Source organism: Rhodococcus sp. B50 (genome assembly GCF_013602415.1).
Taxonomy (GTDB): Bacteria; Actinomycetota; Actinomycetes; order Mycobacteriales; family Mycobacteriaceae; genus Rhodococcus.
In genome coordinates this window covers 5142250-5162646 of the sequence record NZ_WPAG02000002.1, presented here as the reverse complement: position 1 = coordinate 5162646, position 20397 = coordinate 5142250, and the positions used below count along the sequence as shown (strand labels likewise).

14 protein-coding genes are annotated in these 20397 nt (G+C 66.5%); 1 reads left to right on the top strand and 13 read right to left on the bottom strand.

What is annotated here, in order from left to right:
• The first annotated feature begins 83 nt into the window (after window positions 1-83).
• A complete protein-coding gene (locus tag GON09_RS24105) occupies window positions 84-581 on the top strand; it encodes a nuclear transport factor 2 family protein (protein ID WP_213934111.1) in 498 nt (165 codons plus the stop codon).
• Between the two features lie 60 nt (window positions 582-641).
• Here the strand turns inward: GON09_RS24105 and GON09_RS24100 are convergent, their stop codons facing one another.
• The 13 genes from GON09_RS24100 to GON09_RS24040 form a co-directional block, all read right to left on the bottom strand.
• On the bottom strand, window positions 642-4613 hold the full coding sequence (locus GON09_RS24100; RefSeq protein WP_213934109.1) for a DNA-directed RNA polymerase subunit beta': 3972 nt from the start codon (window positions 4611-4613) through the stop codon (window positions 642-644).
• A 115-nt stretch (window positions 4614-4728) separates the two neighbouring features.
• Window positions 4729-8235, bottom strand: a complete 3507-nt coding sequence (gene rpoB / locus GON09_RS24095) for a DNA-directed RNA polymerase subunit beta (RefSeq protein WP_213934108.1) — start codon at window positions 8233-8235, stop codon at window positions 4729-4731.
• Between the two features lie 389 nt (window positions 8236-8624).
• Window positions 8625-9356, bottom strand: coding sequence for a hypothetical protein (locus tag GON09_RS24090; RefSeq protein WP_307854487.1), 732 nt, complete (start codon window positions 9354-9356; stop codon window positions 8625-8627).
• A gap of 178 nt (window positions 9357-9534) precedes the next feature.
• A complete protein-coding gene (locus tag GON09_RS24085; RefSeq protein ID WP_213934624.1) occupies window positions 9535-10107 on the bottom strand; it encodes a hypothetical protein in 573 nt (190 codons plus the stop codon).
• A 140-nt stretch (window positions 10108-10247) separates the two neighbouring features.
• Entirely contained in the window at window positions 10248-11495 is a 1248-nt protein-coding gene (locus GON09_RS24080; RefSeq protein WP_213934106.1) for an MCE family protein, read from the bottom strand.
• Window positions 11492-12799, bottom strand: coding sequence for an MCE family protein (locus GON09_RS24075; protein WP_213934623.1), 1308 nt, complete (start codon window positions 12797-12799; stop codon window positions 11492-11494). Before GON09_RS24075 ends, GON09_RS24080 begins: the two co-directional genes overlap by 4 nt.
• A 14-nt stretch (window positions 12800-12813) precedes the next feature.
• Entirely contained in the window at window positions 12814-14064 is a 1251-nt protein-coding gene (locus tag GON09_RS24070) for an MCE family protein (protein ID WP_213934105.1), read from the bottom strand.
• On the bottom strand, window positions 14064-15062 hold the full coding sequence (locus GON09_RS24065; protein WP_213934104.1) for an MCE family protein: 999 nt from the start codon (window positions 15060-15062) through the stop codon (window positions 14064-14066). The genes GON09_RS24070 and GON09_RS24065 overlap by 1 nt, the downstream gene beginning before the upstream one ends.
• Complete coding sequence (locus tag GON09_RS24060) at window positions 15059-16138, bottom strand: MCE family protein (RefSeq protein WP_213934103.1); 1080 nt, start codon at window positions 16136-16138, stop codon at window positions 15059-15061. The genes GON09_RS24065 and GON09_RS24060 overlap by 4 nt, the downstream gene beginning before the upstream one ends.
• Complete coding sequence (locus GON09_RS24055) at window positions 16135-17508, bottom strand: MCE family protein (RefSeq protein WP_213934102.1); 1374 nt, start codon at window positions 17506-17508, stop codon at window positions 16135-16137. The genes GON09_RS24060 and GON09_RS24055 overlap by 4 nt, the downstream gene beginning before the upstream one ends.
• Window positions 17505-18365, bottom strand: a complete 861-nt coding sequence (locus tag GON09_RS24050; protein ID WP_213934101.1) for an MlaE family ABC transporter permease — start codon at window positions 18363-18365, stop codon at window positions 17505-17507. The genes GON09_RS24055 and GON09_RS24050 overlap by 4 nt, the downstream gene beginning before the upstream one ends.
• 4 nt (window positions 18366-18369) lie before the next feature.
• The gene (locus GON09_RS24045) at window positions 18370-19161 is read right to left on the bottom strand and encodes an MlaE family ABC transporter permease (RefSeq protein ID WP_006552286.1); all 792 of its coding nucleotides are present in this window, start codon (window positions 19159-19161) and stop codon (window positions 18370-18372) included.
• A 67-nt stretch (window positions 19162-19228) separates the two neighbouring features.
• On the bottom strand, window positions 19229-20305 hold the full coding sequence (locus GON09_RS24040; protein WP_307854519.1) for an ABC transporter ATP-binding protein: 1077 nt from the start codon (window positions 20303-20305) through the stop codon (window positions 19229-19231).
• Window positions 20306-20397 lie beyond the last annotated feature (92 nt).

The following is a 20397-nucleotide window of genomic DNA, read 5'->3' as shown; positions in this document are numbered from 1 at the left end:
GCCGCTCGAAGCCCTCGGCACGACACCTCCCGATATGGCATTCTCCTGCACGAGAATGATTTTTCCGAACGTCAGGAGATGCCGTGAACGACGTCGAACGACTCGCTGCGACCGTCGAGCAGCTGACGGAACGCGTCCGCCGGCTCGAGGACCGGATCGAGATCATGCAGCTCGTCGCACAGTACGGGCCGGCCGTCGACAGCGGTTCCGGCGACGCTGCCGCCGCATTGTGGACCGAGGACGGCCGCTTCGACGCCGTCCCGCAACGCCGGATGAAGGGCCGGGCCGAGATCGCCGAGATGGTGCACGGGCCCGGACACGGCAGTCTGATCGAGAACGGGTGCGGGCACGTCCTCACCGTTCCCCACATCGAGATCGACGGCGACGAGGCCACCGGCAGGAGCTACGCGCTCAACATCCGATGGGACGCCGAGACCGACCTCTTCCGGGTCGCCCGGGTGTCCGCCAACACCTGGCGCTGGGTGCGTACCCCGGAGGGATGGCGCATCGCCGAACGCGTCAACGCCAACCTCGACGGCACCCCGGCCCACCGCGAGATGCTCGCGCCGAAGCCGACATGACGAAGGTCCCGCCCCCGAAGAGAAGAGGGCGGGACCTTCGTCGTCTACTACGGCAGCGAACTACCGGTAGTCGTTGGAGTAACCGTAGTCGTCCAACGGCACTGCAGCGCCGGTGTTCTGGCCGAAGCCGTCCGGCGAGTAGTACTGGTCGTCGTACGCCGGGATGGCGTACGCGGCCGCGCGGGCCTCCTCGGTCGGCTGAACCTCGATGTTCCGGTACTTGTTGATACCGGTACCGGCGGGGATCAGCTTGCCGATGATCACGTTCTCCTTGAGACCGATCAGCTTGTCCGAGCGGCAGTTGATCGCCGCGTCGGTCAGCACACGAGTGGTCTCCTGGAAGGACGCGGCAGACAGCCACGAGTCGGTGGCCAGCGACGCCTTCGTGATGCCCATGAGGACCGGACGGCCGGCAGCCGGCTCGCCACCCTCCTGGACCACACGACGGTTCGCGGCCTCGAACTCGCTGCGCTCGACGAGCGAACCGGGCAGGAACTCCGTCGAGCCCGAATCGATGATCGTCACGCGACGCAGCATCTGGCGCACGATGACCTCGATGTGCTTGTCGTGGATCGACACGCCCTGGCTCCGGTAGACCTCCTGGACCTCGTGGACCAGGTGGACCTGAACCTGACGCGGGCCCATCACGCGCAGCACCTCGTGCGGATCGGCAGAGCCCTCGAGCAGCTGCTGACCGACCTCCACGTGGTCGCCGTCCGAGAGAACACCCTCGGTGCCGTCGGCCTTGCGGATGACGTGCAGACGCTGACGCTTGGACAGCTTGTCGTACACGACCTCCTCGCCGCCGTCGTCGGGAACGATCGTGATCTTGTAGAAGCGATCGTCGTCCTCGAGGCGGATGCGGCCGGAGACGTCGGCGATCGGAGCCTTGCCCTTGGGGACGCGGGCCTCGAACAGCTCCTGGACACGCGGCAGACCACCGGTGATGTCCTCACCGACGCCACCCTGGTGGAAGGTACGCATCGTCAGCTGCGTACCGGGCTCACCGATCGACTGGGCGGCGACGATACCGACGGCCTCACCGATGTCGACGAGCTTGCCCGTCGCCATCGAACGGCCGTAGCAGGTCGCGCACACGCCGGTGCCGGTGTCGCAGGTCAGGACCGAGCGGACCTTGACCTTCTGGATACCGGCCTCGAGCAGCGCCTCGATCGCCGGGTCGCCGAGGTCGGAACCACGCTCGACGACGACGTTGCCGTTCGCGTCGACCGCGTCCGTCGCCAGCGTACGGGCGTAGGTGCTGGTCTCGATGTGAGCGTCGCGCACGAGCCCGCCGGTCGGCTGACCGGTCGCGTCGCGGGCGAGCTCGGCGATGGTCATCTCGATGCCGCGCGGCGTGCCGCAGTCGACCTCGCGGACGATGACGTCCTGCGAGACGTCCACCAGACGACGGGTCAGGTAACCCGAGTCGGCGGTACGCAGAGCGGTATCGGCCAGACCCTTACGCGCGCCGTGCGTGTTGATGAAGTACTCGGCGACGGTCAGGCCCTCACGGAAGGAGGACTTGATCGGGCGCGGGATGAACTCGCCCTTCGGGTTCGTCACCAGACCCTTCATGCCTGCCAGCGAGCGGATCTGGGTCATGTTGCCCGCAGCACCGGACTTGACGATCGTGGGGATCGGGTTGTCGTCCGGGTAGTGCGCCTCCATGACCTGACCGACCTCTTCGGTCGCTTCCTGCCACAGCTTGACGAGCGAGTCGCGACGCTCGTCCTCCGAGAGCTTGCCTCGGTCGTACTGCCGCTGGATGGCGTCGGCCTGGGTCTCGTACCGCTCGAGGATGTCCTTCTTCTCCGGCGGAACGAGCACGTCCGCCATCGAGATGGTGACCCCCGAACGCGTGGCCCAGTAGAAGCCGGCGTCCTTGAGCTTGTCGACGGTCTGCGCGACGACGATCATCGGGTACCGCTCGGCCAGGTCGTTGATGATCGCGGCCTGGCGCTTCTTCGGCATGATGTCGTTGACGAACGCGTAGTTCGTCGGCAGCAGCTCGTTGAACAGCACGCGACCGAGGGTGGTCTGCGCGGTCCACGGCTCACCGTACTTCCAGCCCTCCGGGAACAACTCGTTCTCGACGTCGCGCGGCGGACGCAGCTGGGTCAGACGCACCTTGATCGGAGCCTGGACCGACAGCACGCCGCGGTCGACGGCCATCTGGGCCTCGGCCGGCGACGAGTAGACGCCCTGCTCGGGCTCGTCGGCGGTCGCGGCCGTGTAGGCGCCGGGGGCGTCCTCGACCAGACGGGTCAGGTGGAACAGACCCGTCACCATGTCCAGACGCGGCATGGCGAGCGGGCGGCCCGATGCCGGCGACAGGATGTTGTTCGACGACAGCATCAGGATGCGGGCCTCGGCCTGCGCCTCCGCGGACAGCGGGAGGTGCACGGCCATCTGGTCGCCGTCGAAGTCGGCGTTGAAGGCCTCACACACGAGGGGGTGCAGCTGGATGGCCTTGCCCTCGACGAGCTGCGGCTCGAACGCCTGGATACCGAGGCGGTGCAGGGTGGGAGCACGGTTCAGCAGAACCGGATGCTCGTTGATGACCTCTTCGAGGACGTCCCACACCTGCGGGCGCTGACGCTCGACCATGCGCTTCGCGGACTTGATGTTCTGCGCGTGGTTGAGGTCGACGAGACGCTTCATCACGAACGGCTTGAACAGCTCGAGCGCCATGAGCTTCGGCAGACCGCACTGGTGCAGCTTGAGCTGCGGACCGACGACGATGACCGAACGGCCCGAGTAGTCGACGCGCTTACCGAGCAGGTTCTGACGGAAGCGGCCCTGCTTGCCCTTGAGCAGATCGGACAGCGACTTCAGCGGACGGTTACCGGGACCGGTGACCGGCCGGCCACGACGGCCGTTGTCGAACAGGGCGTCGACCGACTCCTGCAGCATCCGCTTCTCGTTGTTGACGATGATCTCGGGAGCGCCGAGGTCGATCAGTCGCTTGAGGCGGTTGTTGCGGTTGATGACGCGGCGGTACAGGTCGTTGAGGTCGGAGGTCGCGAAGCGGCCACCGTCGAGCTGCACCATCGGACGCAGTTCCGGCGGGATCACCGGCACGGCGTCGAGCACCATGCCCATGGGCGAGTTGCCGGACTGCTGGAACGCCGCCACGACCTTCAGGCGCTTGAGAGCACGCAGCTTCTTCTGGCCCTTGCCGCTGCGGATGGTCTCGCGCAGCGACTCGGCCTCGGCGTCGATGTCGAAGTTCTCGATGAGCTTCTGGATCGCCTCGGCACCCATGGCGCCGGTGAAGTACTCGCCGTAGCGATCCTGGAGCTCGCGGTAGATCATCTCGTCGACGATCAGATCCTTCGGCTTCAGCTTCGTGAAGGTCGTCCAGATCTCGTCGAGACGGTCGAGCTCGCGCTGCGCGCGGTCGCGGAGCTGACGCATCTCGCGCTCGCCGCCGTCCTTGACCTTGCGGCGGACGTCGGACTTGGCGCCCTCGGCCTCGAGCTCGGCGAGGTCGGCTTCGAGCTTCTGCGCACGGGCCTCGAGGTCGGCGTCGCGCTGATCTGCGACCGCCTTCTTCTCGACCTCCATCTCGGCTTCGAGAGTGGAGAGCTCGTTGTGGCGCAGCTCGTCGTCGACGGACGTGATGACGTACGCGGCGAAGTAGATGATCTTCTCGAGATCCTTCGGCGCGAGGTCGAGCAGGTAACCGAGACGGCTCGGCACACCCTTGAAGTACCAGATATGCGTCACCGGAGCGGCGAGCTCGATATGACCCATGCGCTCACGGCGAACCTTGGCGCGGGTCACCTCGACGCCGCAGCGCTCGCAGATGATGCCCTTGAAGCGGACACGCTTGTACTTGCCGCAGTAGCACTCCCAGTCCCGGGTGGGACCGAAGATCTTCTCGCAGAACAAGCCGTCCTTCTCGGGCTTGAGCGTGCGGTAGTTGATGGTCTCGGGCTTCTTGACCTCGCCGTACGACCAGTTACGGATGTCCTCGGCGGTGGCCAGGCCGATCCGGAGTTCATCGAAGAAGTTGACGTCGAGCACGTAACTTCCTTTCCCCTGTGCGGGTTGTATTGCTGCTAGTTGTCGCTATCGCTGCCGGGGCCCGATGCGGTACGCGCCCGGTGGTGTCGGGGTGCGTACCGCATCGGCTCGGCTCCTAGTTCGCGAGGTCGTCGACCGTGGCCGACTCGTTGCGGGAAAGGTTGATGCCCAGGTTGGCGGCCGCCCGCTCGAGATCCTCGTCGTCGCCGTCGGCCATCGCGATGGCCGCGCCGTCGCTGGAGAGGACCTCCACGTTCAGGCACAGCGACTGGAGTTCCTTGAGGAGCACCTTGAACGACTCGGGGATACCCGGCTCGGGGATGTTCTCGCCCTTGACGATGGCCTCGTAGACCTTGACGCGGCCGACCACATCGTCGGACTTGATCGTGAGCAGCTCCTGCAGCGTGTAGGCGGCACCGTAGGCCTGCATCGCCCAGCACTCCATCTCACCGAAGCGCTGACCACCGAACTGCGCCTTACCACCGAGCGGCTGCTGCGTGATCATCGAGTACGGGCCGGTCGAACGTGCGTGGATCTTGTCGTCGACCAGGTGGTGCAGCTTGATGATGTACATGTAGCCGACCGAGACCGGGTACGGGAACGGCTCGCCGGAACGACCGTCGAACAGCGTCGCCTTGCCGTCGGGGCCGACCATGACCTCGCCGTCGCGGTTCGGCAGCGTCGAGGACAGCAGACCCGTCAGCTCCTCCTCGCGGGCACCGTCGAACACCGGGGTGGCGATGTTGGTGTCGGGCTCGGCGGCGAGCATCTCCTCGGAGAGGTTCTGCGCCCACTCGGGACGGCTGCCGTCGTCGGCCACCTGGATCTGCCAGCCGGCCTTACCGATCCAGCCGAGGTGCGTCTCGAGCACCTGACCGATGTTCATACGACGCGGAACACCGTGGGTGTTCAGGATGATGTCGACCGGCGTGCCGTCGGGCAGGAACGGCATGTCCTCCTGCGGGAGGATCTTGCCGATGACGCCCTTGTTGCCGTGGCGGCCGGCGAGCTTGTCGCCGTCCTGGATCTTGCGCTTCTGCGCCACGTACACGCGGACGAGCTCGTTGACGCCCGGAGGCAGATCGTCGTCGTCCTCGCGCGAGAACACGCGCACGCCGATGACCTTGCCGTTCTCGCCGTGGGGCACCTTCAGCGAGGTGTCGCGGACCTCGCGCGCCTTCTCACCGAAGATCGCGCGGAGCAGGCGCTCCTCGGGGGTCAGCTCGGTCTCGCCCTTCGGCGTGACCTTGCCGACGAGGATGTCGCCGTCGCGGACCTCGGCACCGATGCGGACGATGCCGCGCTCGTCGAGATCGGCGAGGACCTCGTCGGAGACGTTCGGGATGTCGCGGGTGATCTCCTCGGCACCGAGCTTGGTGTCGCGGGCATCGATCTCGTGCTCCTCGATGTGGATCGAGGTGAGCACGTCCTCCTCCACGAGGCGCTGCGACAGGATGATCGCGTCCTCGTAGTTGTGGCCCTCCCACGGCATGATCGCCACGAGCAGGTTCTTGCCGAGCGCCATCTCACCGTTCTCGGTGCAGGGGCCGTCGGCGAGGACCTGGCCGGACTCGACGCGCTGTCCCTCGTCCACGATCGGACGCTGGTTCGAGCAGGTGCCCTGGTTCGAACGGTCGAACTTGCGCAGACGGTAGGTCTTGCGGGTTCCGTCGTCGGCCATCACGGTGATGAAGTCGGCGGAGACCTCTTCGATCACGCCGCTCTTCTCGGTGACGATGACGTCGCCGGCGTCGACCGCGGCACGCAGCTCCATGCCGGTGCCGACGATCGGCGACTCGCTGCGCACCAGCGGCACGGCCTGACGCTGCATGTTCGCGCCCATGAGGGCACGGTTGGCGTCGTCGTGCTCGAGGAACGGGATCATGGCGGTCGCGACCGACACCATCTGGCGCGGCGAGACGTCCATGTACTCGACCTGGTCGGCGGCGACGTACTCGATCTCGGCGCCCTTCTTACGGACGAGCACACGCTCGTCCGCGAAGCGGCTGTCGGAACCGATCGGCGAGTTGGCCTGGGCGATGAGGTAGCGGTCCTCTTCGTCGGCCGTGAGGTACTCGACCTCGTCGGTGACGACACCGTCGACGACCTTGCGGTAGGGCGTCTCGATGAAACCGAACGGGTTGACCCGCGCGTACACCGACAGCGAGCCGATCAGGCCGATGTTCGGGCCTTCCGGGGTCTCGATCGGGCACATGCGGCCGTAGTGCGACGGGTGGACGTCGCGGACCTCGAGGCCGGCGCGCTCACGCGACAGACCGCCGGGGCCCAACGCCGACAGGCGACGCTTGTGGGTCAGGCCCGACAGCGGGTTGTTCTGGTCCATGAACTGCGACAGCTGGGAGGTTCCGAAGAACTCCTTGATCGCGGCGACGACCGGACGGATGTTGATCAGGGTCTGCGGCGTGATCGCCTCGACGTCCTGGGTGGTCATGCGCTCACGGACCACGCGCTCCATGCGGGACAGGCCCACACGGATCTGGTTCTGGATGAGCTCGCCGACCGTGCGCAGACGACGGTTGCCGAAGTGGTCGATGTCGTCGACCTCGACGGGAACCTCGACGCCGCCGGGGACGGTCATCTTGTTCTCGCCCGCGTGCAGACGCACGAGGTACTCGATCGTGGCGACGATGTCTTCCTCGGTGAGGGTGGACGCCTCGATCGGCTGACCCGTGTTCAGGCCGAGCTTCTTGTTGATCTTGTAACGGCCGACGCGCGCCAAGTCGTAGCGCTTGTCCTTGAAGAAGAGGTTCTCCAGCAGGGTCTGCGCGCTCTCCTTGGTCGGCGGCTCGCCCGGACGGAGCTTGCGGTAGATGTCGAGGAGCGCCTCGTCGGTACCTGCGGTGTTGTCCTTCTCGAGCGTCGACATCATGATCTCGGAGAACCCGAAACGCTCGACGATCTGCTCGGTGGACCAGCCCAGCGCCTTGAGCAGCACGGTGACCGGCTGACGACGCTTGCGGTCGATACGCACACCGACGGTGTCGCGCTTGTCGACGTCGAACTCGAGCCAGGCACCGCGGCCCGGGATGACCTTGACGCTGTGCAGGTCCTTCTCGGTGCTCTTGTCGACGTTCTTGTCGAAGTACACACCGGGCGAACGCACGAGCTGCGACACCACGACACGCTCGGTGCCGTTGATGATGAAGGTGCCCTTGTCGGTCATCATCGGGAAATCACCCATGAAGACCGTCTGGCTCTTGATTTCGCCGGTGTTGTTGTTGATGAACTCGGCGGTGACGAACAGCGGAGCCGCGTACGTCATGTCCTTGTCCTTGCACTCCTCGACGGAGGCCTTGACCTCGTCGAAGCGCGGGTCGGAGAAGGACAGGGACATCGAACCCGAGAAGTCCTCGATGGGTGAGAGCTCGTCGAGGATTTCTTCCAGGCCACCGACGACGTGACCGTCGCCGCGCTCGGCAGCCTTCGCGCGCCAGCGCTCCGAGCCGATCAACCATTCGAACGAATCGGTCTGTAGATCGAGGAGCCCGGGAACTTCGAGGGGTTCGCGAATCTTCGCGAACGACACCCTCGTCGGGGCTCCGGGGATTCCGGCTACTGCCTTGGTCTGGCTAGAGACTGCCAAGATGCGTCCTTCCAGCACCTCACGCGGGCCGCTCCAACCGGTGCGACCGCCGCTGTACCTGCTTCTTCATGTGGGGCGTTTTCGCTGGTCGCAACCCGAACGAGAACCCCACCGACACATCGGGACGGCTTCGCCCGAAGGACGAATTCCGACTCGACGATCAGAAGGTGAACAGGAGGCAGCCAGCGCAAAGAACTAACCTACACCTGAGTAGGCGAAATGTCCACAGGGGTGCCTCAAAGAAACCTGGCAAACGACCGCGAGCGGCTCACGAGGAAGCCTTCAGTCGAACAGGCGTACCGATAGAGTGACCGCTCGCGTCGTCCGCGTCAAGACCGAGCGTCCGGAACATTCGGCGCGTCGCCGTCGCCGAGACGGCCGGCGGCGGGGGCGATCCGCCGCCGTCGTCACCGGTCGCGGATCTCCGAGACCAGCCATCGTCCGTCCGACTTCTCCATCCTCACCAGCAGCGGCGCGGCCGCGCTCCCCTGGGCGATGCCGTCGCCGGTGGCGCTCACGTTGATGTATGCGGCCACCTCCGCGTGGGTGTCGTCGAGCATCGTCGCGCCGATGTGCTCGACCATCACCTCGGTGACGGTGCGGGTGTCTACCGCAGCCTTCTTGGTGACGTCGGCGGTCGAGTCGAACTCCTCGAGCCGCTCCGGGGTCAGCAGTTCCCGGATCTGCCCGAAGTCCTCGTCGATGGTGCGGTAGTCGTAGCCGTGCATCGTCTCGATCGCGATCTTCGCGGCCTCGGTGACCTCGCGGGTCTTCGCGGTGTCGACCCACGCCACGTTGGAGACCTCGGCACCGGGACGGAAGGCGGCGACCACGGCGATCACCGCGAGCACGACCGCCACGGCACCGACGACGACCACCGGACGCCGACTACCGACGCTGGGCGATGTGCTCGTGTCGTCGGAGGGAGACTCGGGCGGGCTCGAGGACCCGTTCCCGGTCCCCGCCTTCGGAGTGTCCGCCTTCGCAGTGTCCGTCTTCGAGGTCTCTGCCTTCGGGGTCTCTGCCTTCGGGGTCGCTGCCTTCGCCGGCTCCTCCACCGAAGCCGGTTTCTCCGGCGTCACCTCCGCAGGTGACGTCTGCCCCTGCTCGGGAGCGGTATCCACCGGCGCGGTGCCCACCGGTTCAGGGTCCGCGATCGGCCGCTCCGACCCTGCCGGGCGATCGTCCTCTGCAGGGGTCATCCGGGGCGGTCGGGACGTTCCGGCGACCTTCGGTCGACGGCGCGGGGGCCCGCTCGGGCCGGTCTTCCGTCGCTGCGGGGGCACTACACGTTCTCCTTCGTCGACTTGCCGAACATCACGGGCCCGCCTCGCCCGCGGGTGCGGGCGCCCCGGAACCCTCGGGCGCGGTCTCCGCGCCGGGAGCGGGGGCAGGCGCACCGGGAGCCGGTCCCGACTCCATCTCGGTGGAGGCGAGCGGCTCGATGGTCTCGGCCTTCCACACATCGCCGTCCTTGCGCAACGACACGAGCACCGGGACCTTGTTGGTCGCGAAGTACTCGGGGGTCTCGGTGCGCACTGCGAGCACGACGAGCGCCTTGCCGAGATCGTCGTCGGTGTTGAGTTCGGTGAGCGTTCCGAACAGCACCTCGGCCGACATGCTGGTGCCGGTCTCCGCGACCCGCGCCCGGATGTCCTCCTCGGTCGCGTCCAGATCGTTGCGCAGGGCGTCCCCGGTGATCGACGACCGCATGTTCTCGATCGACAGGTCGACGTCGGCCGCGTCGACACTGTTCAGATTGACGGCCGCCTGCATCGCTCCCGAGAGCGCGGCATCCCGCGTCTCAGCAGCCGAGCGATCCACCAGGAGGGCACGACCCCAGCCGTATCCGAACCACACCGCCGCCGCGAGGGCGACGACGGCGAGCACCGAGACGGCGACGAGAGCCGTCCTGCGTGCGGCGCCCGGGCCCCGCACATCCGCCGGCGACCGATCGTCGGTGGATGGGGACGGGGCGGGCGGAGCGTCGGAGGATCTTGGTGCACTCACTCCACAAACCTACTCACTGCTCACTTCGGGGTGACTCCGAGCAACGGCGCGAGCTGCGTCGCGATCGGATTCAGGTTGAGCTTGTCGGGGTCCTTCTTCGGCTTGAAATCCCAGGGCTGGATGGTGTTCGGATCGGCGAAGACGATGCGGTTCGCGCTGCGCACGCCGGTGACACTGCCTTGCGGCACCTCGCAGGATGCGTTCGTGTTGAACGGGAAGTCCTGCTGGGTGTCGTCGAAGTTCGGATCCTGCGCACGCATCTGCGCGAGGATCTCCTGCGTCCCCTCGTATCCGATGGTGCAGGACGGCGGGTTGTTCGTCTCGAGGATGATGCCCTGGTGGACGGTACCGTCGCCCGGCGCGGGTGTGCTGGCGCTGCCCGCGACCGCAGGCAGAAAGGCCAGCAGCGGCTGCAAGGCGATCGTCTGCGGTGCGGCGGCCCGGGCCAACGCCGCGAGATTGGTGAGATCGGTAGTCAGGCCCGGGCCGGAACCCTCGATCAGCTGCGAGAGCTGATCGCTCGCGTCGGTGCCGGTATCGATCAGGCGCCGCAGGTCGGGATCGCTGTCGCGCAGCTGCGCGGTCACCAGGTCCAGATCCGAGCTGAACTGCTGGATCGCCGACGACTGTTCGGACTGCGTGCCCAGCACCGTGAGACTGTCGCGGATGAGCGTGACGGTCTGCGGAAGGAATTCCGCGCCCTTCTCGCTCAGACCGGCGAGCGAATCGACCAGCACCTGCAGGTCGTCGCCGCGGCCGTCGAAGGCCGCGCCGAGCTCGGTGACGACGGTGCGCAGCGGCTCGAGCGGAACCGAGTACACGAGGTCGTTCGTGCTCAGGAGCAGATCCTCGACGGGGGTGGGCAGGTCCTCCTCGGTGCCCTCGATGACGGAGCCTTGTTCGAGATAGGGGCCCTCGTCGTTCGGAGGCTGCAGATCGACGTACTGCTCACCGATCGCCGACCGATTCGCCACGACCGGCCGTGCCGACGCGGGGATCTGCGGGCCGCCGTTGTCGAGGCGCAGCTCGACGTTGATGCCGTCGTCCGTGAGGGTGAGTGGACCGACGCGGCCCACCGGCACCCCGCGGTAGGTGACCTCGGCGTTCGGGAAGATGCCGCCGGCAGTCGGGAACCGCGCATCGACGGTGTACTGACCGAAGCCCATGAGGTTGTCGAGACGCACGTACCGGGCGCCGACGAACACGATGCCGAGCAGCGCGATGATCACGAACAGTGCGAGCTGCACTTTCACCAGGCGCGATCTCACTGCCCACCCCCGAGTCCGAGCTGATTCAGCAAACCTTGCAGCGGCCCCGGCGGCGGGGCCTCGTCACCGTCGGTGCCGGCATCCGCCTCGGCCTCGGTGACCCCCGGGATCTCGACCCCGTCGGGCAGTGACACACCTTCGGGCAGGGTCACGCCCGGCAGGCGCGGGGTGGGAAGCACCGGCAGCAACGACACCGTGGGCCAGCCCGGAGCCGGCCCGTTCCCGTCGTAGTACGGATTGGACGGGTCGACGAGCGGCTTCGGGTTGCCGAAGGTCGGCTGGCGGTAGACCGGGTCGCCCTGGCCCACACCGAGCGCGGCCAGCGCGTCACCGATCTGGAGATCGACGACGAGGAAGAGGTTCACCGAGTTGCCCAGCGCGACCTTCTCGACGCCGTCCGGGAACGGCACCGTGGGCACGAAGGCGAGCGCCTCCACGAGGTCGTCGCCCGACGCGGCGAGTTCCTGGAGGGTCGGGCGCAGCGCGAGGAGATCGGCGATCAGATCCTCCTTGGACTGCTCGAGGACGTCGACACCGGCGCTGCCGAGCCGGTCGAGCTGACCGAGCAGCTGGGTGAGCTGCGGCCGCTGTTGCTCGAGTACCTCGGTCGCGACCGGCAGTTCGTCGAGCACCGCCGCGATCTTCTCGTTCTGCTCCGCGACCCGCACCGTGAGCTCGTCGAGTCCGTCGAGGGCCCGGGTGATGTCGTCACGCTGCTGTTCGAGGCCGGTGATGAGTGTTTCGGCCTGTTCGATGAGGCTGCGCGTGGTGCCTTCGCGCCCGTCGAAGGCCGTCGACAACTCGCTGACGATCGGCGCTATCTGGCCGACACCACCACCGTTGAGCAGCAGCGACAACGCGCCGAGCACCGGTTCGAGCTCGGTGGCGTGCCGGGTGCGGTCGAGCGGGATCACGTCGCCGTCGGCGAGCCGGCCGGTCGGCGGCTCGTCCTCCGGAGGTGTGAGCTGCACGAACTTCTCACCGAGCAGGCTCGACTGTTCGACGCTCGCGAGCGCGTTCGCCGGCAGGTCGACGCTCGAGTCGAGCACGATGCCGACATCGGCGGTCCATCCGAAATCGGATGCGACCGAGATGGATTCGACGCGGCCCACCGGAACACCGTCGACCTTCACGCTCGACTGCGGGACCAGGTCGAGCACATCGTCGAACTGGATGGCCAGACGGATCGGGTCGCTCCCCACATCGGCGCCGCCGGGCAACGGAATGTCGGACAGACCACCGCACCCCGTGACCGTCACCGCGACCACACATGCGGCCGCTCCGAAGACACCTGTGCGGCCCACTCTCTTCGCGCCGCTCACCGATCTCCTCCCTGGAGGTCGAACCGGGGCGAGACCACACCGGGCACCGTGCCCGGGGTGACCTGCCGCTGAATGTTCTCGCCGCTGAGGACACCGAACGGCAGGATCAGATCCGGAGACCGCTGGTCCTCGGTGATCTGCGTCGCGATGTCGCGGCACCGGTCGAGCAGTGGCTGCATCTGCCGCCCGAGCTGCTCGAACTCCGGATCACCGGGCACGAGGCTTCCCAAGTCGATGAGCTTGCACACCGTTCCCGCGGGGTCCTGCAGGTCGGGCAGCACGAGCCGCGACGCGAGCACGCCCGCTTCGGCGTCGTACGAGTTGACGAGGTTGCTCACGGCGAGCGGGAGCAGGGTCAGCGAATCCACGAGTTCCTGGCGGCGATTCGCCAGGGTCTCCGTGATCGGCACGAGCGCGTCGACGTTGTCCTTCACGGCCGCCTGGTTGTCGCGCACGAACGTCGCGACGTCACCGAGCGTGACCGACAGGGTGTTCAGGGCCTCGCCGAGATTCTGCCGCTCCCCCGCCAGGAAGCCCGACAGGTCCGAGAGCTGTGTGTTGAACTGGCGCACCTGCTCGTCGTTGGCCGCGAGGGCACTGACGAACAGCTGGAGGTTCTCGATCGTGCCGTAGAGATCGTCGCGGGACTGGTCGAGCGTGCGCGCGGCCGCCGACAGGTTCTCGATGCTCTGCCCCAGCGCCTCACCGTTGCCGGCGAGATTCTGTGCTCCGACCTCCACGAAGTCGGTCAGCGCACCCTCGCGGTTCGCTCCGTCCGGACCGAGCGCACGGGAGAGTTCGTCGATGCTCGCGTAGAGCTCGTCGACCTCGACGGGGGTGGCGGTGCGATCGCGATCGATCACCGCGCCGCTGCTCATCGTGTCGCCACCCGTGTAGGCGGGGGTGAGCTGCACGTAGCGGTCGGCGACGACCGAGGGCGTGATCTGCACGGCACGGGCGTCGGCCGGGATGTCGATGCCCCGGTTCACGCGCAGCCCGACCTTCACGATGTCGCCCTGCGGTTCGACCGACGTCACCTTCCCCACCTCGACACCGAGCACCCGGACGTCCGAGCCCTCGTAGATGCCGACGGCCTTGTCGAAGTAGGCGGTGATCTCGGTGGTGCCCAGACGGGTGAACAACCACCAGCCTGCTCCGGCCAGGGCCACCGCGACCGCCACGACGGCTGCGATCAGTGCGATGCGCCCGCGATTGCTGCGGGACTCGCCGTTCTCGGCATGTGCCATCAGTTGCCCCCTTCCAGGCGGCGACCGGGCTCGCGGTAACCGGGGATCTCCGGCAGGCCCGGCGGGGTGAGGTTCACGACGACCTGGTCGAACCACCGGCCGTTGCCGACGACGTTGGTGTAGACGCGCACGAACGGCTCGTACAGTTCCATGGCCCGATCGAGGTTGTCGTTGTTCTCCTGGAGGATGTCGACGACGCCGCGCAACTGCTGAAGGGCGGGACCGATGGTCTCGCGGTTCTCCTCGACGAGTCCCGAGAGTTCGGCCGACAACCGCTTCGTGCCGTCGAGCAACTGGGAGATCGCCGCCTGCCGGTTGTTCAGTTCCGCGACGAGCAACGCACCGTCGGAGAGCAACCGGTTGAACTCGGCGTTGCGATCGGCGAGCACCTCGGAGACGTTGCCGGTCGCGTCGAGCAGCCTCTTCAGCTCCTGATCGCGACTCGCGACCGTGTCGGACAGGCGGCTGATGCCGTCGAGCGAGGCCCGGATGTCGTCGGGTGTCTCCGAGAAGGCCTCGGACAGGGTCTGGAAGCCGGTCGCGAGCTGTTCGGAGTCGATCTCTCCGAGGGTCGTGGCCGCCGACGAGAACGCCTCGATGACGTCGTACGGCGCGACGGTCCGGTCGAGCGGGATCCGGTCGTCGGGATCGAGCACTTCCGTGCCCCGGGGCTCGAGCGCCAGATACTTCTGCCCGAGGATCGTCTTGATCTGGATGGAGGCCGCAGTGTCGTCTCCGACCCAGGCGTCCTGGACCTTGAAGGAGACGATCACGCGGTCGCCCTCGAGGTCGACTCCGGTGACCTTGCCGACCTTCACACCGGCGATGCGCACCTCGTTGGTGGGTTTGAGACCTGCGGCCTCGCTGAACTCGGCCTTGTAGGTCGCGCCTGCCCCGATGATCGGAAGTTCATCGAGGAAGAAGGCGGACAGGGTCCCCAGCAGCACCACGACGATGCCCAGGGCACCGGCGGCGGCCGGACTGCGACGTTTGCTCATCGTCCCTGCAACTCCTGCATCCCCTCCTGCGAGCAACGCTTTGCCGCATTCGTGTAGATGGGTTGGTTCACCGTGGGCAGCCCCGTCGGCAGATTCAGATACGGGACCGAACCGGGACCTGCGAGGACGTCGATACCGCACAAGTAGAACTGGAACCACGAACCGTAACTGGCCACACGCCCGAGCTTTTCGAGCTTGACCGGCAACGTCTCGAGGACTCGGTCGACCTCGTCACGGTTCGCGTTGAGATTCGACGTCACCTGTTCGAGCGCCGTGATCGACTGCGCGATCGACGGGCGGGTGGGTTCGAGCACATCGGAGACCGCATCGGTCAGCCCGGCCATCGACGCCACCGCCGAGCCGACGGTCGCCCGGTCGGCCGACAGGCCGCTGACCAGTGCCTGCGTGTTGACCAGCAGCGCATCGAGCTGCTCGTCGCGCTGGTCGATCGTGGCGAGGACGGTGTTGAGATTGTCGATCACCGCTCCGATCACCCGGTCCTTGTCGGCGATGGTGTTGGTCAGCGACGCGGTGCTGCGCACCAGATCGTCGATCGTGCCGGCCTCCCCCTGGAAGACCTGGATGATCTGGAACGAGAGTTTGTTGACGTCGTCGGCGCTCAGTGTCTGGAACAAGGGCCGGAAGCCGTCGAAGAGTGTCGTGAGATTCACCGCCGGCTTCGTGCGGTCGATGGGGATCGTGTCGCCACCGGTGATCTTCTCGCCCTGCGGACCCTCGCCCTGACCGAGCGCGATGTACCGCTGGCCGACGAGATTGCGGAACCGGATGGTCGCGGTGGCACCGGCCGGGAGCCAGTCGCGCTCCTCGAGCGAGAAGGTGACCCGCGCCTGCCGTTCGTCGAAGACCGAGATCTCCTCGACCTGCCCCACTCGGACACCCGCGATGCGGATGTCGTCGCCCTTGTTGAGCGAGGTGACGTCGGAGAAGATCGCGTGGAACTTCGTTCCGCCCCCGCCACCGACACTCGCGATGGTCGCGGCGAGGACACCGGTCGCGATGACGGTGACGACGGCGAACACGACGAGTTTGATCAGGGGTGCTGCCAGACCTCTCACTGGAAGCTCACCTCCGTACCGCGGATCGCCGGAGCCCCGAGCCGGGTGGTCCAGGACGGCACGTCCTCGGGTTCGACACCGGTGGCCTGCCCGTAGATCACGTCGAGCGTGTCCTGTTCCAGACGCGAGCCGGCGTACGAGACGGGAGTCGCCCCGCCGTCCGAGGTGCCGATGATCTCACCGACGTCGTCGGGGACGCCGGACCCTTCGGGAGCAGGGAAGAAATCGATGGTCGCCGGGCCGGGGTTGCGCGACGGGACCTGGTACGAACCGTCGTTCACCGAGCCGCCCGGATACTGCGGGAAGTTGCGACCCGGCGCGGTCACATTGTCGTAGCAGGCCGGTCCGCGATCGTCGAGGAGACGGGGTTCGTCCTGATTCGGCAGGTAACGGCCCTTCGGATTGGTGAACTGGATGTTGGCGCGCACACCCGGGAACGGATCGTCCGCGGCGAGAAGGTCGACAGCTGCCGGTTTCGCCTCGGCGAATGCCTCGAACGTGCACGGGAAGGACGGCGAGTACCTCGCGAGCAGCTGCAACGCCTCCTTCGAATCCGCCGACAGGGTGATGATCGAGCGGGAGTTCTGCTCGATGAAATCGGCCGTCTGCGACGATGCGCCTGTCGCGCTCGCGAGCAGCGTGCGGATCTGGTTCTGCTGTTCGACGACCGTCCCTCCGGTCGTGCGCAGGTTGTTCAGCGCCTCCACGAGATCCGGTGCGGCCTCGGCGTAGGTCTGGGAGAAGTCCGCAAGTCCGCGCAGGTCCTCCTGCAATGTGGGCAGTTCGACGTTCACCTCGCGGAAGATCCGTTCGAGATCGTCGACCGTCCGGCCCAGCTTCTCGCCGCGTCCGCTCAATCCCTGTGCCAGGGCGCCGAGAGTGTTGGCGAGGTCCTGCGGCGGGACGGCCTCGAGGAGCGGGAGCAACCCGTCGAGCACGTCGCCGAGTTCGACGGTGCGTTCGCTGGTGTCCTGCACCAGGACATCGCCGTTCGTGACGGCGCGGCCCGGAGCGTCGGGGATGATCAGCGAGACGTACCGCTCACCGAAGAGGGTCTTCGGCAGCAGCTGCGCGGTCGCGTTCACCGGGATCAGCGCGGCCTTGTCGGGGTCGAGGGCGAGATGTGCGGTAACGTCGCCACCTTCCGCGCTCGTGCCGCGGACCTCACCGACGAGCACACCGCGCGCCTTCACGTCGGCGTTGAGCGGCAGCGCGTTTCCGATGCTGTCGGTGCGGAGATCGACCTCCACGACCTTCGTGAAGGTCTTGTTGTACATCGCGATCGTGACGTAGAGGAACAGCGCCAGGACCACGAAGAAGATCAGTCCCAGGGTGCGGCGACGCAGCGGCGAAGTGGTCGTGTCGCTCATCCGGCCACCCTCACCGTGGTCGACGTGCCCCAGATCGCGAGGCTGAGGAAGAAGTCGAGGATCGCGATCGTGACGATCGCGGTGCGCACCGCGCGGCCCACGGCCACACCGACGCCGGCGGGACCGCCGCTGGCGTGGAAGCCGTAGTAGCAGTGGATGAGGATGACCACGAACGCGAAGACGAGCACTTTCGCGAACGAATAGAGCACGTCCTCGGGTGGGAGGAACAGATAGAAATAGTGGTCGTACGAGCCGCTCGACTGCCCGTTGAACAGTGTGCTGATGGTGCGGGTCGCGAGGTAGGCGGCGAGGAGACCGATGATGTACAGCGGGATCACGGCGACGAAGCCGGCGATCATCCGGGAGGTCACCAGGAACGGCAGCGACGGCACGGCCATCACTTCGAGGGCGTCGATCTCCTCGCTGATCCTCATGGCGCCGAGCTGTGCCGTGAAGCCGCAGCCCACTGTCGCCGACAACGCGAGGGCCGCGACGATGGGGGCGAGCTCACGGGTGTTGACGTAGGCCGAGAGGAAGCCGGTGAGCACCGACGAACCGAGCTGTTCGAGCGCGGCGTAACCCTGCAGACCCACCACGACGCCGGTGAAGCCGGACATCATCGCGATGACGCCGATGGTGCCACCGATCACGGCGAGCGCACCGCTACCGAAGGTGACCTCGGCGAGCAACCGCAGAACTTCCTTGCGGTAGTGGGTGAGAGTTCGCGGGGTCCACGCCACTGCACGCGCGTAGAAGGACATCTGGTCGCCCGCACGGTCGAGCACGTTCAGCGGTGCGCGCACCGCTCGGCGACCCCGGAGAAGAACGAGATCTCCGCGGCCTCTGGAGACTGTCATCTGGTCAGGATCCCTTCGCAGGAACGATCTGCAGGTACACCATCGTCAGGATCAGGTTCGCGAAGAAGAGCAGCAGGAACGTGATGACGACGGTCTGGTTCACGGCCTCCCCCACGCCTTTCGGTCCCGCGCCGGGGTGCAGACCCTTGTAGGACGCGACGACGCCGGCGATCAACCCGAAGATCGCGGCCTTGAGTTCGGCGACGTAGAGGTCGGGTAACTGTGCGAGCGCCGAGAAGGACGCGAGGTACGCGCCGGGCGTCCCTCCCTGCAGCACCACGTTGAAGAAGTAGCCACCGGCGATGCCGATCACGGAGACGAGGCCGTTGAGCAGGAGCGCGACGAGAACCATCGCCAGTACTCGCGGAACGACGAGACGCTGGATGGGATTGATGCCCAGCACCTCCATGGCGTCGATCTCCTCGCGGATCGTCCGCGACCCGAGGTCGGCGGTGACCGCGGAACCTGCGGCACCGGCGATCAACAGGGCCGTCACGATCGGACTGCCCTGCTGGATGACCGCCAGCACACTCGCTGCGCCCGTGAACGATTCGGCGCCGAGCTGCTTGATCAGCGAACCGGTCTGCAGCGACACGACGGCACCGAACGGGATCGCGACGAGCGCGGTCGGAAGAATCGTGACGCTGGCGATGAACCACGCCTGCTCGATGAATTCCCGGAACTGGAACGGTCGGCGGAAGGTGTTCCGCACGACGTCGACGAACAGTTCGACGATGTTGCCGGCCTGGGTGAGTGCGCCGTGAACCGGCCGCACGAGCGAGCTGCCCGCCCCCATCTATTCTCCTACTTCTCCAGCCTGCGGCTGTACTACTGCTGGCTCCGTACCACTGCTGAGGCTGTTGCTACTTCTGGACCTGCTGCTCGTATCCCTCTCCGGTATAGGCGGGGATGACCTGGGTGTCGTCGTCGGCGTAACCACGGGCGGTGTGCGACGTACCGTTGTGATCGAGCGATTCGAGGATGGCGGACTGGGCGGCCGGGGGCAGAGTGTGCAGGATCGAACGCACCCGCTCCTGCCGACGCGCCACCGCCTGCCGCTCCGGCATCCCCGGAGTCGCCTGCATCTGCGGCACGATCCCCTCGACATCGTCCACCCCACCGGCATGATGCCCGGCCTCCACGAGCGCCTGCTCGTGCGCCATCGTCGCCTCGTCCTTCTCCTCCGACATCCCGATCGGACCGATCATCGTGCCGTTGAGGAACTGCTTGACCACCGGCTCATCCGAAGTCAACAACACCTCCCGCGGACCGAACATCACCAACTGCCGACGAAACAACATCCCGATATTGTCCGGCACCGTCCGCGCCAGATTGATGTTGTGCGACACGATCAGGATCGTCGCATCGATCTCCGCATTGATATCGATCAACGTCTGCGAAATATAGGTCGTGCGCACCGGATCCAGACCCGAATCCGGCTCGTCCACCAGAATGATCTCCGGATCGAGCACCAACGCCCGCGCCAACCCGGCACGCTTGCGCATCCCACCGGAGATCTCCCCCGGCAACTTGTCCTCCGCGCCGAGCAGACCGACGAGCTCGAGCTTGCTCATCACGATCTGCCGGATCTCCGACTCGGACTTGCGGGTGTGCTCACGCAACGGAAAGGCGACATTGTCGTACAGATTCATCGACCCGAACAACGCACCGTCCTGGAACAACACCCCGAACAACTTGCGGATCTCGTAGAGCTCCTTCGAGGAGCACTGCAGGATGTCGGTGCCGTCGATCACGATCGAACCCTGCTCCGGACGCAGCAGACCGATCAGCGACTTGAGGAACACCGACTTACCGGTACCCGACGGACCGAGCAGCGCAGACACCTCACCCGCCGGCAGCGTCAACGTCACGTCCTGCCAGATACGTTGCGAGCCGAAGGACTTGGTCAGCCCCTCGACGGAAACCTCGACTCCCACGATTACCTCCGCTGTCCGATACCATCCGCCCCCTGTGTGGGTTGGGCCACTCTATCGCATGGATAGTGGTACCTGTGACAAGCGATCCTACTCAT